The organism is Arthrobacter sp. FB24 (assembly GCF_000196235.1).
Lineage (GTDB): Bacteria > Actinomycetota > Actinomycetes > Actinomycetales > Micrococcaceae > Arthrobacter.
In genome coordinates this window covers 4,521,938-4,538,749 of sequence record NC_008541.1, presented here as the reverse complement: position 1 = coordinate 4,538,749, position 16,812 = coordinate 4,521,938, and the positions used below count along the sequence as shown (strand labels likewise).

At 65.4% G+C, this 16,812-nt stretch carries 15 protein-coding genes; 8 read left to right on the top strand and 7 right to left on the bottom strand.

The window, feature by feature from the left end; genetic code table 11:
• Nucleotides 1-36: 36 nt before the first annotated feature.
• Nucleotides 37-603 carry an NAD(P)H-dependent oxidoreductase gene (locus tag ARTH_RS20395; protein WP_011693842.1) on the bottom strand — a complete coding sequence of 189 codons (567 nt, stop codon included), beginning with the start codon at nt 601-603 and terminating at the stop codon, nt 37-39.
• Between the two features lie 126 nt (nt 604-729).
• Between ARTH_RS20395 and ARTH_RS20390 the strand changes: the two genes are divergently transcribed.
• The 6 genes from ARTH_RS20390 (at nt 730) to ARTH_RS20365 (ending at nt 8,976) form a co-directional block, all read left to right on the top strand.
• Entirely contained in the window at nt 730-1,380 is a 651-nt protein-coding gene (locus ARTH_RS20390) for a TetR/AcrR family transcriptional regulator (RefSeq protein ID WP_011693841.1), read from the top strand.
• Between the two features lie 359 nt (nt 1,381-1,739).
• Entirely contained in the window at nt 1,740-2,726 is a 987-nt protein-coding gene (locus tag ARTH_RS20385; protein WP_011693840.1) for an ABC transporter permease, read from the top strand.
• A gap of 2 nt (nt 2,727-2,728) precedes the next feature.
• Nucleotides 2,729-3,745, top strand: a complete 1,017-nt coding sequence (locus ARTH_RS20380; RefSeq protein ID WP_011693839.1) for an ABC transporter permease — start codon at nt 2,729-2,731, stop codon at nt 3,743-3,745.
• Nucleotides 3,742-6,012, top strand: coding sequence for a dipeptide ABC transporter ATP-binding protein (locus tag ARTH_RS20375; protein ID WP_011693838.1), 2,271 nt, complete (start codon nt 3,742-3,744; stop codon nt 6,010-6,012). Before ARTH_RS20380 ends, ARTH_RS20375 begins: the two co-directional genes overlap by 4 nt.
• 55 nt (nt 6,013-6,067) lie before the next feature.
• Nucleotides 6,068-7,777: an ABC transporter family substrate-binding protein gene (locus tag ARTH_RS20370; protein ID WP_011693837.1), complete on the top strand. Its 1,710-nt coding sequence runs from the start codon at nt 6,068-6,070 to the stop codon at nt 7,775-7,777.
• A gap of 110 nt (nt 7,778-7,887) precedes the next feature.
• Nucleotides 7,888-8,976 (top strand): Gfo/Idh/MocA family protein, encoded by a 1,089-nt coding sequence (locus ARTH_RS20365; protein WP_011693836.1) that lies wholly within the window; start codon nt 7,888-7,890, stop codon nt 8,974-8,976.
• Nucleotides 8,977-9,069: 93 nt separating this feature from the next.
• On the opposite strand, the gene ald is transcribed toward ARTH_RS20365, so the two are convergent.
• Complete coding sequence (ald, locus tag ARTH_RS20360) at nt 9,070-10,188, bottom strand: alanine dehydrogenase (RefSeq protein ID WP_011693835.1); 1,119 nt, start codon at nt 10,186-10,188, stop codon at nt 9,070-9,072.
• A gap of 236 nt (nt 10,189-10,424) precedes the next feature.
• On the opposite strand from ald, the gene ARTH_RS20355 reads away from it, so the two are divergent.
• Nucleotides 10,425-11,645, top strand: coding sequence for a PucR family transcriptional regulator (locus ARTH_RS20355; protein WP_011693834.1), 1,221 nt, complete (start codon nt 10,425-10,427; stop codon nt 11,643-11,645).
• A gap of 12 nt (nt 11,646-11,657) precedes the next feature.
• Here the strand turns inward: ARTH_RS20355 and ARTH_RS20350 are convergent, their stop codons facing one another.
• The 5 genes from ARTH_RS20350 to ptsP form a co-directional block, all read right to left on the bottom strand.
• Nucleotides 11,658-13,007: an FAD-binding protein gene (locus ARTH_RS20350; protein WP_011693833.1), complete on the bottom strand. Its 1,350-nt coding sequence runs from the start codon at nt 13,005-13,007 to the stop codon at nt 11,658-11,660.
• Between the two features lie 107 nt (nt 13,008-13,114).
• On the bottom strand, nt 13,115-13,345 hold the full coding sequence (locus tag ARTH_RS20345; protein WP_011693832.1) for a hypothetical protein: 231 nt from the start codon (nt 13,343-13,345) through the stop codon (nt 13,115-13,117).
• 98 nt (nt 13,346-13,443) lie between these two features.
• Nucleotides 13,444-13,842: a helix-turn-helix domain-containing protein gene (locus ARTH_RS20340; RefSeq protein ID WP_011693831.1), complete on the bottom strand. Its 399-nt coding sequence runs from the start codon at nt 13,840-13,842 to the stop codon at nt 13,444-13,446.
• A 61-nt stretch (nt 13,843-13,903) separates the two neighbouring features.
• Nucleotides 13,904-14,182: an HPr family phosphocarrier protein gene (locus tag ARTH_RS20335; RefSeq protein WP_011693830.1), complete on the bottom strand. Its 279-nt coding sequence runs from the start codon at nt 14,180-14,182 to the stop codon at nt 13,904-13,906.
• 33 nt (nt 14,183-14,215) lie between these two features.
• Entirely contained in the window at nt 14,216-15,901 is a 1,686-nt protein-coding gene (gene ptsP, locus ARTH_RS20330) for a phosphoenolpyruvate--protein phosphotransferase (protein ID WP_011693829.1), read from the bottom strand.
• A gap of 161 nt (nt 15,902-16,062) precedes the next feature.
• On the opposite strand from ptsP, the gene ARTH_RS20325 reads away from it, so the two are divergent.
• Entirely contained in the window at nt 16,063-16,791 is a 729-nt protein-coding gene (locus ARTH_RS20325; protein ID WP_011693828.1) for a TetR/AcrR family transcriptional regulator, read from the top strand.
• Nucleotides 16,792-16,812 lie beyond the last annotated feature (21 nt).

The window sequence follows — 16,812 nt, the reverse complement described above, 5'->3', positions numbered from 1 at the left end:
GATAGCCGAGGGCGTCTGGTGCGGTTAAGGCTGTGGTCAGGCAGCCTTGGCGGCTGTTCCGGCGTTGGCCAGGGCGTCGAATACGCCCTTGATCTGCTCCACAACTTCGGCGTCATCCTTGGGGTGGACTTCGGCAAAGCGAACCATCGAGCCGGGGACAGCCAGCTTGGCATCTTCAAGGACCCGGGCGCCGGCGATGCCGACGGCCTTGCGGGCCTCGTCCTGTGCCCAGACTCCGCCGTACTGGCCAAAGGCGGTGCCGACGACGGCGGTGGGCTTGCCGTTGAGGGCGCCGGCGCCGAAGGGGCGCGACAACCAGTCGATGGCGTTCTTGAGCGAAGCGGGCACGGTTCCGTTGTGCTCCGGCGTGACCAGCAGCAGGACGTCGGCGTCGTTGGCGGCGGCGCGGAGGGCGGCGGCTGCAGCCGGAACCCGGCCCTCGACGTCAATGTCCTCGTTGTAGAACGGGATGTTGCCCAGGCTTTCGTGGATGACAACCTCAACCTGCTCGGGCGCGTTCAGCTGGATGGCTTCGGCGAGCTTCTGGTTGGTGGATTCGGCGCGCAGGCTGCCGACCAGCGTAAGTACGGTGCTCTTGGACATGTGAACTCCTAGTTTCCGGCCGCGGGAGGGGTCCGCAGGCTTATTGGTCGCGGAGGCTGGTGAGTGCCTTCATCATGCTAAACGGACTACGGTCCGGATATTATTCCCCGGGCTAGAATAAAATCTGTGAGCCTCATCCCAATCCGCTCCGGATCGCCACAGGGCGGGGAAGCGGAACGCAGCGACGCCGCCCGCAACCGGGAACTGCTTCTCAGGGCTGCCCGTGAACTCATCGAGGAGTGCGGGGCGGACGGCCTCACCATGGACCGGCTGGCCGAGCGCGCGGGCGTCGGTAAAGGTACTGTCTTCCGGCGGTTTGGCTCCCGGGCAGGTCTCATGATGACGCTGCTCAGTGACTCGGAGGCCGAGTTCCAGGGCCGGTTCATGTTCGGTCCCCCGCCCCTCGGCCCGGGTGCTCCGCCACTGGACCGGCTTGCGGCGTTCGGTGCTGCGCGGATTGCCTATGTCCTGGAGTACGGGGAACTGGCCCGGGCCGCGGACGCCTCCGCCTACAACCGCTTCGACGTGCCGGCCGCTGTGCTCTGGCACCGGCACATCGAAATGCTCCTGCGGGCGGCCGGAGTGACAGCGGATCCCTGGCTTATGGCAATGTCACTCAGCTCCACCCTGGATCCGGAAAGGTTGCTGTACGCCGTGCGGGTGCACCAGGTGACTCCGGAGCGACTTAACGAGTCCTGGCGCGAACTCGTCACGCGCGTGGTGAGCTGTCCCGGCGGCTTCGACACCCGGACAGGGAATACTTCGAATGAAAGGTAATCCATGGCCCGGGATTGCACGGGTCAAATCAATCCTCCGGATTTATTCATAACGATCTGATACAGGACGCCCGTGTTTCCGCTCCAGCTCACCAGGGAGGCCTCCGCATATGTGGTAGTTTCCTCTGGAATGTGACCCGCAACATAGTCCACCAGGACAAAGCCACTGGGCTCGCGGGGCGGCCAGACACCCGCTGGCCATGATCCCGAATCGGCGGCGGAACCCCTGCCGGTTGGGGGATGACGGAAGGATCGACTGCTGTGAATGCTGATATGACACCCGCCCGTAACGACGCCTCCGAAGCGCCGCCGTCACGGCGCGACGCGGAACTGGCTCCGGCGATCCTGAGCTAGGCAGACGTGTTCCGTTACCTCGCCAAAAGGGCAGTTACCTACCTGCTCATGATTTTCCTGACCACCACGGCGGGGTACTTCCTCGCCGTCAGCACGCTTCAGCCGGCGCTGCTGGAGCAGGAACGCATTCCGCGGCCGACGCCCGAGCAGGTGACAAACTCCTTCCGCCTCAAGGGCCTTGATCCGACGCTGAGCCCGTGGGAGCGCTACGTTGACTGGCTGACGGCAGTGGTCACGCGCTGGGACTGGGGCCGAAGCCCCAACGGCGCTTTCATCAATGCCGAGTTCGGCGACCGCGTCTGGATCTCTACCCGGCTGTTCCTGGCCTCCATCGTCCTCACCCTGATCATCGGCGTGGCACTGGGCGTGTACACCGCAGCCCGGCAGTACAAGTTTTCCGACCGCGCGATCACCTCTTACAGCTATCTCGTATACATCGTGCCCGCGCCCATCGCGTACTTCCTGGTCCAGCTGGGTGCCATCAACATCAACGAAACGGTCGGCGAACGGATTCTATTCGTCACCGGCATCTCCACCCCCGGGCTGGAAGGCAACGGCTGGGTCCAGTTCCTGGACATGCTGGCCCACTACGCCGTGCCCACGTTTGCCATCACCATCGTGGGCTGGGGGACCTACCAGATCGCCCAGCGCCAGTACCTGCTGGACAACGTCAACGCCGACTTTGTCCGGACGGCCCGGGCCAAGGGCCTCACCCGCAACCAGGCCATCACCCGCCACGCCCTTCGGGTCTCGTTCATCCCGGTGGCGCAAAGCATTGCGTTCACCATTCCGGCCATCTTCGCCGGCGGATTCTTTGCCGAGAAGATCTTCGCCTGGCACGGCGTCGGCTCCTGGAGCATCGACGCGATCGCCTTGCAGGACGTGAACGCGGCCACGGCCACTTTGGCTTACGGCTCGGTGATTTTCGCGATCGGAGCCATCCTCGCGGACTTTGCCACCACCCTTGTCGACCCGAGAGTGCGGGTGCAGTAGCCATGACCAACCTGAACGCGGTAGACCCCGCCGCCGTCGCCGAGGAAGCAAGGATCGAGAACGACGACGTCGTGATCGCCAAATCCGCGATCATCCTGCGGCGTTTCCTCCGCAACAAGACCGCCGTGGCAGGCATGGTCATCTTCCTCGCCCTGACGGTGTTTTCCTTCGTGGGCGGCTATTTCACCCCGTGGGACAAGGAGACCATCGACCCCTTCAACATCGGCATGCCGCCGTCTGCCGACCACCTGCTGGGCACGTCCCAGGCGGGCATCGACCTTTACGCCCTCACGGTCGAAGGCACCCGGATCTCCATTTTCATCGGCCTGGTGGTCGGACTGGTGTCGGTACTGATCGCCGCCGTGTACGGCTGCACCATGGCCTACTTCGGCGGCAAGGTGGACAAGGTCATGCTGTTCATCCTCGAAGCGCTGATCATGATGCCGGCCCTGCTGGTGGTGGCAGTGGCCACCAGCGGTGGCGGCAACGGCCTGCAGGAAAACCTTCCCAGCTGGCTGCTGCTAATCATCGTCCTGCTCGTCTTCAGCTGGATGGGTACCGCCCGCCTCATCCGTTCCCTCTCTATGTCGCTGATGCAGCGCGACTTCGTCAAGGCCGCCCAGTACATGGGCATCCCCGCCCGACGGATCGTCTGGCGGCACCTGGTGCCCAACATCGGATCCCTGCTGGTCCTGGACATCACCCGCGGCGTGACCGGAGCCATCCTGGCTGAGGTCGCCTTCTCCTTCATCGGCATCGGCATCAAGGTCCCCGATGTCAGCCTGGGCGTGCTGATAGGCCAAGCCACGTCGCAGGTGTCCACCTTCCCCTGGATGTTCTGGGTTCCTCTGGTGGTGATGTTCCTGCTGACGGGTTCGCTGGCCATGATGAACGACGGGCTGCGCGATGCGTTCGATCCCAGCTCAAGCTCCGTGGGCAGCGCCAAAATGGGCAGCGCCAAAAAGGGCAGGGCCCAGACGGGCAAAACAGCCAAGACCACAGCAAAGAAGAGCAAATGAGCAGCGAAACCACCGCCAGCACGGAAATGACTGCGGAACGACTGCACGTTGCAGGGCTGCACACCCCGGGTGATGCCCCGGCGGATGCTGTCCTGTCCGTCCGGGACCTCAACGTCCGGTTCAATTCGGAGAACGGTGTTGTCCACGCGGTCCGCGGCGTGGACTTCGACCTCCTGCCCGGCAAGACCCTCGGCATCGTGGGGGAGTCCGGCTCAGGCAAATCCGTCACCTCCCTGGCCATCATGGGCCTGCTCCCCGCCACGGCCGAGGTCACCGGCTCGGTGCGGCTGAACGGCAGGGAACTGCTGGGCCTCAGCGACAAGGCCATGTGCGCGTACCGCGGCAACGACATCGCCATGGTCTTCCAGGACCCGCTCTCTTCCCTGACGCCCGTGTACACGGTGGGCCACCAGATCATCGAGGCGCTGACGGTCCACCACCCGAAGATGAGCAAACAGGCAAAGGAGGCCCGCGCCGTCGAACTTCTTCGCATGGTGGGCATTCCCAGCCCGAAGGACCGCCTGAAGGCGTTTCCGCACGAATTCTCCGGCGGCATGCGCCAGCGCGTCATGATCGCCATCGCGATTGCCAACAACCCGCGGGTGCTCATCGCGGATGAGCCGACGACGGCGCTGGACGTCACCATCCAGGCGCAGGTCCTGGAGGTGCTGCACACCGCGCAGGAAGAGACCGGAGCCGCCGTCGTGATGATCACGCACGACCTCGGCGTGGTGGCCGGCATGGCGGACGACATCATGGTGATGTACGCGGGAAAGCCGGTGGAGACCGGCAGCGTGGACGACATCTACTACAGCCCGCGGATGCCCTACACCATGGGCCTGCTGGGCGCAGTTCCCCGCGTGGACGTTGCGGAAAAGTCCTCGCTGGTGCCCATCGAAGGCATTCCGCCCAACCTGATCCACACGCCCACCGGGTGCTCCTTCGCGCCCCGCTGCCCCTTGGCGAGTGACGCCTGCCTGCAGGGGGAACCGGAGCTGTGGCCGGTCAGCGGCCCGCGGGCAGCGGGGAACCCCGCCGGCAGCGGCGCCCACAAGGCGGCCTGCATCAAGACGGACTCCCTTGGCGCGGAAGTGGATGTCCACGAGATCTTCCGGGCCCCGGCCGTTCCGGTCTCCCGCTTCGACGCCGTTCCGCGGCAGGAGCGCCGGACCGTCCTGGAACTGAAGGACGTCCGGAAGCACTTCCCGCTGCTGAAGGGCTCACTCATTAAACGGCGGATCGGCACGGTAAAGGCCGTGGACGGGCTGAGCTTCGATATCCGCGAAGGAGAGTGCTTCTCGATTGTCGGCGAGTCCGGCTGCGGGAAGACCACCACCCTGCTGGAAATCATGGAATTCCACAAGGACCAGGACGGCGAGGTGACCATCGGCGGCCTGAGCAACAAGGCGGCCTCCGATGCCCGGACCAAGGCCGCCATGCGCAAGGAACTCCAGATGGTGTTCCAGGACCCCACCGGCGCACTGGACCCGCGCTTCACGGTCTTTGAAGTTCTGTCCGAGCCGCTCGAAAACGCCGGCCTGGCCAAGCCCGCGATCCGGAAACGCATCATGGAACTGATGGAGCTGGTGGGCCTCCAGCCGGATCACGTCAACCGCTTCCCCAACCAGTTCTCCGGCGGCCAGCGGCAGCGCATCGGGATTGCCCGCGCGCTCGCGGTCAATCCCAAGCTGGTGGTCCTCGACGAGCCCGTGTCAGCGCTGGACGTGTCCGTGCAGGCGGGCGTCATCAACCTCCTGGACAAGCTCCGCGCAGAACTCGGCCTGAGCTACCTCATGGTGGCGCACGACCTCTCCGTGGTGCGCCACATCTCCAACCGCGTGGCCGTGATGTACCTGGGAAAGATCGTGGAAATCGGGGATGTGAACAGCGTCTTCGACAACCCGCGCCACCCCTACACCCGCGCACTACTGTCCGCGATCCCGGTACCGGACCCGCAACTGGAACGCACCCGCGAACGCATCATCCTGCAGGGGGACCTCCCCTCGCCGCTGGATGCGCCCAAGGGCTGCAACTTCGCCACCCGCTGCCCGGTGTTTGCTGCGCTGCCTGCCGTAAAGCAGGAGAAATGCCTCACGCTCGAGCCGCCCCTGGAAACTGCCGCCCCTTCGCAGGCTGCCCCGGCGGCCCGGACAGCCGGGGCGTCAGTCCAAGACGCCGGCCGGCTGGCGACGGACCAGCAGTTCGCCTGTTTCTTCCCGGACGGCGAACTCGACGCGGAAATGCTTGTTGTCCACGAAAGCCCATGACTTGCCCAAATCCCCCAATGCACCAACTCTCGCACCAAAAAATGAAGGGAAACCCATGAAGAATCTGACCAAGATTGGCGGGGCGGCCGCCCTAACGGCAGCGCTTGCGCTCACAGGCTGCGGCGGAGGCGGGACCTCCTCCGGCCCCGAGGCAGGCAAAGGCCAGGACTCCGGCAGCGACCTCACCAAGCTGATCAGCATCAATGCCAAGGACGCCAAGGACCTGGAACCGGGCGGCACCGTGACCCTTCCGCTGGGCAACATCGGTCCGGACTTCAATGGCTTTTCCAACAACGGCAACAGCGCGGACAACACCGCGCTGCACCGCCCCATCGACGGTGCGGGAACGTGGGGCTGCTGGAACTTCGACTTCGACGGCACAGCCACGCCGAACAAGGACTTCTGCGAAGACGTCAAGAGCGAGGTCAAGGACGGCAAGCAGACCATCACCATCAAGGTGAACGAGAAAGCCACCTACAACGACGGCACGCCGATCGACGTCAAGGCCTTCCAGAACACCTGGAACATGCTCAAGGGTGAAAACAAGGACATCGACATCGTCAGCTCCGGCGCGTACGAGTTCGTTGATTCCGTGAAGGCCGGTTCCAGTGACAAGGAAGTTGTGGTCACCACCACCCAGCCGGTATTCCCGCTGGATGCCCTCTTCACTGGCCTGATCCACCCGGCAGTGAATACGCCGGAACTCTTCAACACCGGCTTTACCGGCGACATGCACCCGGAGTGGATGGCCGGCCCGTTCAAGCTGGACCAGTACGACAGCGCCGCCAAGACCGTGACCCTGGCCCAGAACGACAAGTGGTGGGGCACCAAGCCGGTCCTGGACAAGGTGGTGTTCCGCCAGCTGGAGACCAGCGCCCAGATTGCAGCGTTCAAGAACGGTGAAATCGACGGCGTCTCGGCCAACACCATCGCGCTGTACAAGCAGCTCGACGGCACCAAGAATTCAGAGGTCCGCCGCGGCCAGCGCCTGTTCGCAGGTGGCCTGAACCTGAACGCCCAGAAGGCTCCGATGACCGACGTCGCCATCCGCAAGGCGATCTTCACCGCCGTGGACCGCGAAGCACTCCGGAAGGTCCGCTTCAACGGCCTGAACTGGGAAGAGACCAGCTCCGGCTCAATGATGCTGCTGCCGTTCTCCAAGTACTACCAGGACAACTATCCGGCCACGGAATCCGGTGCCGAAGCAGCCAAGAAGGTACTGACCGATGCCGGCTATAAGCCCAACGCAGCGGGCATCATGGAGAAGGACGGAGTCCCGGCCGCCTTCAAGATCAGCAACTTCGGTGACGACCCCACCACCCTGGCGTTCGTGCAGACCCTGCAGAAGCAGCTCCAGGCCGGCGGCATGGACGTAGGGATCGACCAGCGCGCCTCCGCCGACTTCGGCAAGGTACTGGGAAGCCGCGACTTCTTCCTGAGCGTTTCCGGCTACACCGTCGGCGCTGATGCGACCGACGCCGTCAAGCAGTTCTACGACTCCAAGACCAACGAGAACGGGTTGGGCGACGCGGAGCTGGACGCCGAGATCAAGGCCCTCAGCAGCATCGAGGACAACGCCGAGCGCAACAAGGCGGCCATGGAGGTTGAAAGGAAGCACATGGCCAAGTACTTCTCCATGGGTGTTGTGATGAACGGCCCGCAGATCTCGTTCGTCCGCACGGGCCTGGCAAACTACGGCCCGTCCCTGTTCAAGAGCCTGTCCCAGGTTCCGGACTGGACCAGCCTCGGCTGGGAAAAGAAGTAACAACAGCAACGCTGCGCTAGTGCCGGGGCCGGCATCTCCGTGATCTCTTCACGTGGGGGTGCCGGCCTTCGCCGTCCCCGCAACTCCTCTCCGGGGGTAGCGTTGGTTTCATGACTACAGAAGCAACTTCGGGCTCCGGCCAGGGCAAGCCCGCGATCCGGACGGCGGTCGCGGGCTTCGGGTTGTCCGGCCGCGTGTTCCACGCCCCGTTGATCGCCGCCAATTCGGCCTACTCCCTGGACGTCATTGCAACGTCCGACGCCGGGAGGCAGTCCGACGCGTCCGGCAGCTACCCGGCCACGCGGCTCGTGGACACTCCTGCCGATATTCTGGCGCGCGCCGGCGAACTTGACCTGCTGGTCCTGGGCACACCGCCGGCCACGCACTATCCGCTGGCCAAGGCCGCGCTGGAGGCGGGGCTCGACGTCGTCGTCGACAAGCCTTTTGCGGTGCGCAGCGCCGAAGGCCAGGAACTGATGGAACTCGCCGGCCGGCTGGGCCGTGTGCTGACTGTCTTTCAGAACCGCCGCTGGGACGGCGACTATCTGACTGTGAAGGGTCTGCTGGAAAGCGGCGTGCTGGGCGACGTGACCCGGTTCGAGTCCCGGTTTGAGCGCTGGTCCCCGGAAGTCTCCAAGGCATGGAAAGCGGGTGCCACGGCGGACGACGGCGGCGGGGTGCTTTTCGACCTCGGGACGCACCTTATCGACCAGTCGCTGCAGCTATTTGGGCCCGCCACGGTAATGCACGCGGAACTTAGCGCCCGGAGGCCAGGAGAAAAGACCGACGACGATGTCTTCCTGGCCCTGCAGCACGAGTCCGGTGTGGTCAGCCACCTCTGGATGAACATGCTTTGCGCCCAGCAAGGACCCCGCTACCGCCTATTGGGCTCGACGGGCGGCTTCACTAAGCACGGCATCGACCCGCAGGAACCGTACATTGTGGCCGGAGGAGGACCCCTGGACGAGGAATACGGTATCGAGGACGCCGAATGGGCCGGCTCGCTGGGGCGCGACGGCCACCTGGACCGGCTGTCCACCGAGCGGGGAGCGTACCCGGAGTTCTACCGGATCCTGGCGGACAAAATCCACGACGGCGGCACCGCCTCGCCGCTGCCCCTGCCGGTAGACCCGGCAGGCCCGGTAGAAGTCCTCAAATTAATAGAAAAAGCACGGGAACTGGCGACGCGTAGGGCTTAACGTTTGAACGGCAGCCATCCAGAAAGCGTGCGTCAAAGCGACGAAGGAGCAGCACGCGTTGGATGACTGCCGTTCAAACGGCAACTAAAAGGACTATGCGGAGACCAGTTCGTGCCAGTCGGCTACGAGCGGCAGGTCATGCGCTTGGGAGACCGAGTGGTGGGCGACCTGCCCGGCGGCGATGTTGAGGCCGGCCGCGAGGGCGGGGTCCTTCTCAAACGCGGCCTTGACGCCGAGGTTGGCCAGGGCCACGCCGTAGCGCAGGGTCACGTTGGTCAGGGCGTAGGTGGACGTGTTCGGAACCGCGCCGGGCATGTTGGCCACGCAGTAGAAGATCGTGTTGTGGACCTTGTACGTGGGCTCCTGGTGCGTGGTGGGGTGGGTGTCCTCGAAGCAGCCGCCCTGGTCCACTGCGATGTCTACGAGCACGGAGCCGGGCTTCATCCGGGAGACGAGCTCGTTGGTGACCAGCTTGGGGGCCTTTGCGCCCGGGATCAGCACGGAGCCGATGACCAGGTCCGCGTCCACGACGGACTTTTCGATTTCGTACTTGTTGGACGCGACCGTCTTCAGCCGGCCCTGGTACTGGGCGTCGAGTTCGCGCAGGCGGTTGATGTTGATGTCCAGGATGGTCACGTCCGCGCCGAGGCCCAGGGCCATGGCTGCGGCGTTGGTGCCGGCGACGCCGGCGCCGAGGACAACAACCTTGGCCGGACGGACGCCCGGGACGCCGCCGAGGAGGACGCCCTTGCCGCCGGCGGGGGCCATCAGGGAGGTGGCGCCGACCTGGACGGACAGGCGTCCTGCAACCTCTGACATCGGGGCCAGAAGGGGCAGGGTGCGGCCTTCCTGGACCGTCTCGTAGGCGATCGCGGTAACGCCGGAGTTGATGAGCTCCCGGGTCAGTTCGGGCTCGGCGGCCAGGTGCAGGTAGGTGAAGAGGATCAGGCCCTTGCGGAAGCGGTGGTATTCCGCGGCGATGGGCTCCTTGACCTTCATGACCATGTCGGCGCGGGCCCAGACGTCATCGGCTTCGGTGACGATCTCGGCGCCGGCGATGGCGTATTCCTCGTCCGTGATGCCTGAGCCCAGGCCTGCGCCGCGTTCCACCAGGACGGTGTGGCCGTGGGTGCGGAATTCGTGGACACCGGCGGCGGTGATGGCCACGCGGAATTCGTTGTTCTTGATCTCTTTAGGGACGCCGATGATCATTTCTTGGGCTCCATTGTTGGTGGCCTTTGTGGGCCGAACGTGCGGGGAATCTGGTACTTCCAGAATAAATCCGGGTGTGAGGTAGCTGACAGGATGCCGCCAAGCCGGCAGGCGGTCTTCCGCTTGTTTCCGGGCTTTTTGAAATCGTCGACTAGACATCTGTCGAGCCGTGAAGCGTCAGGTGTCGCCTGCTGTCCGTTCACGTTCCGGCGGCGGCGGGCAGTAAGGTGGCAACCATGCACCAGCAGGATGTGGAACAGCTCGTGGAGCAGGTAGCCGTAAAGCTCGGCCGTGGACTGTCGCTCGAAGATCTCGACGGCGTTCTGCTCGCCTACAGCTCCAATCAGTCCCACGCGGACCGGGTCCGGGTGAACTTCCTGCTCAGCAAACGCGTACCGGCGGACGTGAAGGCGTGGCAGCTATCGCACGGTATCGCGACGGCGGTGCGTCCCGTCGTCGTACCCGCCAACGAGGATCTTGGCATGCTGGGACGCGTCTGCGTCCCGCTGCTGGTCCGCGGTTTCCGCGTCGGTTACCTGTGGGTGCAGCAGGACATTGACGACCAAAGCGCGACGGCGATTCTCACCCAGCTGCCTGGCGTCCGGGACGAACTCGAACTTCTGTCCGGGCTGCTCCTCGAGTCGAACACGGCCGAATCCGAGTTCCGGCGCCGCAGGGAGCAGGAGTTCCTCAGCGCCTGCCGCGGTGAAGCGAATGCCGTTGCCGCCGTGGCCGGCTGGAAGGAGGTGCAGGGCCGCGGCCCGTGGCAGCTTGTCACAGTGCTCGACGCCGACGGCTGGGCGGAGGGATCCGACCCCATCGCCTCAACCCTGATCCACCGGTCCTCGGCCCTGCAGGCGACCATCGGTGTGGACGCGGCGCTCTTCAGTGCCGGCACGGAAACCCACGCGGTGGTCCTGTTCCGGGAATCTACCGGGCGGGCGGCCCATGCGCAGGTCCTGGTCCACTACCAGCTGGAACTTGCCAAGCGGTCCGGGCGGCCCGTGCACCGGATCATCCTTGGAACAAGCGAAGGCTTCGCCAAGCCGCGTCAACTGGCAGACGCCTACCGGCAGTCCAAGCAGGCCGCGCAGGCCGCCGCAGTGGATTCCCAGCTGGGCGAGCTGGTGGATTGCCGGGCCACCGGCGTCTACCAGCTGCTGGCCTCCGCCGGTGGCGGCGCCGGGGCCTGGGCCGACGCCGGTTCCGTCTACTGGCGCATCCTGGAAGACCACGATCGGAACGGTGAGCTCCTGCCCGTGCTGGAACTCCTGTATGACAATGACGGTTCAGTGCAGGACGTCGCCACCAGGCTGCATCTGCACCGGAGCAGTATTTACAACCGGCTGGGCCGCATCCGGCAGGTCCTTGGCGTGGATCCGCTGAAGGGCATGGTCCGGCTCGAACTCCATGCGGCCCTCAAGGCCCGCCGCTGGGCAGGACGCCCACGGATTTAGGCGGCCGCCGACCTAGTTTCCGAAGACCTTCCGGGCCAGGAACTCATTGCGGAATTTTTGCTCCGGATCCATCCGTTCGGCAAGGTCTTTGAAGTCGGAAAAGCGCGGGTACAGCTCGGCCACGGCATCGGCGCCGGCATGGAACAGCTTGCCCCAGTGGGGCCGGGCGTTGAATGGCGCCAGGGCCTCCTCCATGACGGGGAGGACCTTCTCCACCTCATCCTGCCGCTGCTTCCAGGTGAAATGGAACCCCACCGAATCCTGTCCGTAAGCGGTGCTCAGCCAGAGCTTGTCCGCCGCCACGGTGCGGATTTCCGAGACAAGCAGCAACGGGGTGATGCGGTCCGAGAGGGCGCGGAGCTCCCCGATGGCGGCCACGGCATGTTCGCGGCGGACGAAGAACTCGCTCTGCAGTTCCTCGCCGCTGCTGGGGGTGAAGGCCATGCGGAAGTGCGCCAGCCGCTCGGACCAGGACCCCGGAACCCCGAGCTGTTCGGTGCAGTTTTCGGCCGAGACTCCGGGCAGGGGGTGCCGGGCGACCCCCGCCCGCGTCCCGCCGAAGAACGTGCCGGCGGCGAAGGCCTCGCCAGCCAGGGTCGAACCGGCATCGGAACTGGCGGCCGAGCCGGATAGGCGGCTCTTGAGCCAGGCCTGCGCCACGTCGTCCCCGCTCCAGTCCGTAAACAGGCTGACGCTGTAAGCGCTGGAGGTGACGGCGTCGAAATTTCCCAGAACCGTGTCCCACGGAAGGGCTTCGAAGACGTCCTGCCGCACCGTGAAGGTGGGCTCGATGTCCAGCGTCACCTTGGTGACGACGCCCAGGGCGCCAAGCCCGACGACGGCGCCGTCAAAGCCGGGCGAGCTGCCGCGGTTGAGGCGGTGGACGGTTCCGTCCGCTGCTACGAGTTCCAGTGCGGCAACCGACGTTGCCAGGTTGCCGTTGGCATCGCCGGACCCGTGGGTCGCGGTTGCGATGGCTCCGGCCACGGAGATATGCGGGAGGGAAGCAAGGTTGGACAATGCGAAGCCGGCAGATTCCAGCTGCTCCGCCAGGGTACCGTAGCGGGTGCCGCCGGAGACAGTGACGGTACGAGTGGCGGCATCGATGCGGATGCCGGGGTCCAGGTCTTCAAGCGAGACCAGCGATCCGGGGGAGTCGGCGATGGCATTGAACGAGTGCCGGGAGCCCAGGGCGCGGATTTTCGAGGCGCCGGCCACCACCTCCTGGACTTCCTCGAGGGTGCGGGGACGGTGGATCGAAGCGGCCGTGTAGCGGTAGTTTCCGGCCCAGTTCAATTCCGGAGCGGAGCTTCCGGCTCCGGTGCTGCCGCTTAGCCCGGGCAGTTCGCTGACAGTGCGCATTGCATCCCTTTCGCGCCGGACCAAGGGGGCCATCGGCAAAGTGTTATCGCTAACAAGTCTGGGGAGCGGTGCCGCCTCATGTCAATGGCCATCCATGGCCAGATGCGTCAGCGGTCCTCGACCGACGTCCGGGACTGGCTTTGCTCGAGGAGGCGGACGGCAGCTTCGCGCCGGCGGCGGGCGAGGTGGCTTTCCAGGCCCTTGGAGACGGCAACAAACGCCACGCAGCTAGCCATAAAAGCGGCGGTGTTGTTCAGGCCCATGGCCGTTCCGAGGGCGGCAGTCAGCAGCATGGCGGCGAATCCCGCCACAATGTGCCACCCTCTGAACTTACCCACAAATAAAGGGTAACCCCGGCCTTTGCGGCGTTTCGGCGGTAAGCGGGGATCGTTGCTTGATCCTTATCACTGCTTCACAAATCGCATCCGGCGCTACATCAAAGCGGCTCGTCGCTGCTGCCGGCCGCCTTGGTCTTCTTCTGCGTCTCCAGCCACTCCATGATGGCCGCCAGCCGGATCCGACGGTGCGTGCCGCGGTACTCCACCGGAATTTCGCCGCGGTCCGTCATATTGCGAAGGTACGTGTGCGAGATCCCGGCGAGGTCCGCGGCCTGGGAGGTGGTCAGCATTTCCTCAACGCTGCTGACCGTCACCGCTTCGCCACGGCTGAAACGGCTCAGGAGATCCACGACGGCGTCGCGCGCCTGCGGCGGCAACCGGTGGACCGTGCCGTCCACAAACACGGTGATGTCATGGCTGCCGTCGAGGGCACGCTTCAGATTCAGGGCTTCATCGCCGGGAAGCCCGGCCGTCACGCGTGGAGCAATCAGTGCCATGCGGAAATCCTAGCGCCCCCGGCGTGACCCGGCCGGTATCGATGATCCGGTACCGACGCCGCTATTCGGCGTCGAGGTCCGTCTCCAGGAGGGTGACCAGAGCATCCAGTGCCTGGTCGGCGCCGTCGCCGTCGGCCCGCAGCACCACGACGTCTCCCTTGGCGGCCCCCAGCGTCATCAGCGAAAGGATGCTGGCGGCATCGAGTGCTTCCTCCGCAGGCTCGCCCTGCATGGAAATGGTGACGTCAACGCCGGCATTGCCGGCCGCTTCGGCGAACAGCGCGGCAGGGCGGGCGTGGAGGCCTGAGCGGCTGGCGATGGTTGCGGTACGTTCGGGCATTGCTTCTCCTGATGGATTGTCGGTGGGCGGCTTTTAGAGGCCGAGTTCGGCGAGCACGGGCAGCTTCTCGCGCACCCAGGCCCGGGCTTCAGTGGCACTCGGTGCGGACAGCGCCAATTTGGCCAGGTCCTGCGCTTCGGCCAGCGTGACGGTCTTGAGCACGGCGGCCACGGCCGCAAGGGAGCGTGCGGTCATGGACAGTGTGGTGACGCCCAGCCCGGTCAGCACGACGGCGAGGGCCGGATCCGCGGCAGCCTCGCCGCAGACGCCCACGGGTTTGTTGTGACCTTCTGCGCGCGAGCCCTCAACGGTGAGGCCGACGAGGCGCAGCACGGCGGGCTGCCAGGGCGTGTTCAGCGCGGCCAAGGGGCCGAGTTGGCGGTCGGCGGCCATGGCGTACTGCGTGAGGTCGTTGGTTCCCAGGCTGGCGAATTCCACTTCCCGAAGGATGGCCTCGGCCGTCAGCGCGGCAGAGGGGACCTCCACCATCACGCCCGGGGTTTTGATCCCGGCATCGGCGCACATGGAGGCGAAGCGGGCGGCCTCTTCCGCCGTGGAGATCATCGGGGCCATGACCCACACGTCCGCTTCGGACTGCTTCTCGGCCAGGGCGATTGCTTCCAGCTGGCGGTCCAGCACGCCCGGCGTGGTGAAGTCCGTGCGGTAGCCGCGGACGCCCAGTGCGGGGTTGGGCTCGGTGGAGTCAGTCAGGAAGGGGAGCGGCTTGTCGGCGCCGGCATCGAGCGTCCGCAGCACCACCTTCTTGCCCGGGAAGGCATCAAAGACGCTCTTGTAGGCTGCTGCCTGTTCCTCCACGGTGGGCTCGGTGTCCCGTTCCAGGAAGCAGAATTCGGTACGGAACAGTCCCACCCCCTGGGCGCCGAGCTTCGCGGCCGCCTCGGCATCCTTGCCGCCGCCTACGTTGGCGAGGAGAGGCACCAGGTGGCCGTCCGCCGTCGCGCCCGTGCCGCTGAACTCGGCCAGCAGGGAAGCTGTGGCCGCCCATGCGTCCGCTGCGGCACGCAAGGATTGGTCGGGCTCGGACGTGACGGTGCCGGCGGCGCCGTCCACATAGACCTCCATGCCGTCCGGGAGCTCGTCCACGCCTACTGCGGCGACGACGGCAGGAAGGCCGAGGGAGCGGGCGATGATGGCAGTGTGGGACTGGGGGCCGCCGCCTGCCGTGACGAGCGCCAGGACCTTGTTCGGGTCCAGGGTGGCGGTGTCGGCGGGGGCCAGGTCCTCGGCCACCAGGACGAACGGCGTGTTGGAGGCGGGGATGCCGGGGGCGGGCACGCCCCGCAGCTCGGCGACGATCCGTGCGCGCACGTCCAGGACGTCCGTGGCGCGCTCGGCCATGTAGCCGCCCAGGTTGTGAAGCATTTCCGAGACGGAGGAGCCGGACTCCCAGATGGCGCGCTCACCCGAGACGCCTCGGGCAACGAGCTTGGCCGCGCCCTTGATCAGCATGGTGTCCTTGGCCATCAGTGCCGTGGCTTCCAGGACAGCCTTGCCGTCGCCCGTCGCGTGGGCGGCACGGGCCTTCAGTTCGTCGTGCACAGCCTGGGACGCCGACTTGAGGGCGGCTGTCGCGTCCTCGGCCGTGACGCCGGCGGGCAGCTGTTCGCCTGCCGGCGGCTCACTGATGGGCTTGGGCATTTGGCGGATGGTGCCGATGATCCGGCCGGGGCTGACGCCTACTCCTTGGAAGTTCTGCACTGAAGGTCCTCGTTCTCTGCCGTAAGCAGGCCCCGCCATTCGTTGCCCGGGCGATTGCCCGGACCGTCGCGACGGCTACGTCCGACGGCTTTTGCGGTGCCTGAAAAAATTGTATGTGATGCACTTCATATAGCGTTGCTATAGGTGCTAGGGTAGCGGTTATGAGTTTCGATGGCCAGCTTCCGCCCAAAGTTCGGTTGCTGCGTGCAGCCGCCGAACTGCTGGCCAACTCCGGGGGCGCGGCAGTTTCCACCCGCCAGATCACCCAGCTGGCAGGGGTCTCCGCTCCCACCCTCTACCACCACTTCGGTGACAAGGAAGGGCTGTTTGACGCCGTCGTCGCGGCGGGTTTCGAAGAGTACGTGGCCGGCGAACGCGACTTCGCGCCGTCCGGACATCCGCTGGAAGACATCAGGCGGATGTGGGACAACCATGTGCAGTTCGGGCTGAACCAGCCGGAACTGTACCTGGTCATGTTTGGCAACATTCGTCCTGAGAGCCGTCCGGCCATCGTCGCCGATGCCGAGGCGCTCATGGAGGAAATGCTGAACAAAGCGGCAGTGGCAGGGCAGCTGAACGTGCAGCCGCGTGAGGCGGCCAGAAGCATACTGGCGGCGAACGTGGGCGTGACGCTGATGCTGATTGCGGAACCTGCCGCGGAACGCAACCTTGAACTATCCACCATGACCCGTGACGCCATGATTTTCGCGGTGTCCGCGGAGCAGGCCAACGGCGCCGGTCCCGACACGTCCGGTAAATCGTCGGTTGTGGTCGCAGCAATCGCCTTGAACGCCGCGCTCCAGGCATCGCACTCGGATCAGCTCTCCAGCTCGGAACTCAAGCTCTTTCTCGAATGGCTCCACCGGATCTCCACAAGTTCCACCAGCTAGTCGTCGAAAATATCGGACCAT

Bases quoted from the DNA above. Each gene is read 5' to 3' on its own strand.
- ARTH_RS20380 (WP_011693839.1), top strand. From the start codon at position 2,729: ATGACCAACCTGAACGCGGTAGACCCCGCCGCCGTCGCCGAGGAAGCA.
- ARTH_RS20325 (WP_011693828.1), top strand. From the start codon at position 16,063: ATGAGTTTCGATGGCCAGCTTCCGCCCAAAGTTCGGTTGCTGCGTGCA.
- ARTH_RS20375 (WP_011693838.1), top strand. From the start codon at position 3,742: ATGAGCAGCGAAACCACCGCCAGCACGGAAATGACTGCGGAACGACTG.
- ARTH_RS20355 (WP_011693834.1), top strand. From the start codon at position 10,425: ATGCACCAGCAGGATGTGGAACAGCTCGTGGAGCAGGTAGCCGTAAAG.
- ARTH_RS20395 (WP_011693842.1), bottom strand. From the start codon at position 603: ATGTCCAAGAGCACCGTACTTACGCTGGTCGGCAGCCTGCGCGCCGAA.
- ald (WP_011693835.1), bottom strand. From the start codon at position 10,188: ATGATCATCGGCGTCCCTAAAGAGATCAAGAACAACGAATTCCGCGTG.
- ARTH_RS20370 (WP_011693837.1), top strand. From the start codon at position 6,068: ATGAAGAATCTGACCAAGATTGGCGGGGCGGCCGCCCTAACGGCAGCG.
- ARTH_RS20335 (WP_011693830.1), bottom strand. From the start codon at position 14,182: ATGCCCGAACGTACCGCAACCATCGCCAGCCGCTCAGGCCTCCACGCC.
- ARTH_RS20350 (WP_011693833.1), bottom strand. From the start codon at position 13,007: ATGCGCACTGTCAGCGAACTGCCCGGGCTAAGCGGCAGCACCGGAGCC.
- ARTH_RS20365 (WP_011693836.1), top strand. From the start codon at position 7,888: ATGACTACAGAAGCAACTTCGGGCTCCGGCCAGGGCAAGCCCGCGATC.
- ARTH_RS20340 (WP_011693831.1), bottom strand. From the start codon at position 13,842: ATGGCACTGATTGCTCCACGCGTGACGGCCGGGCTTCCCGGCGATGAA.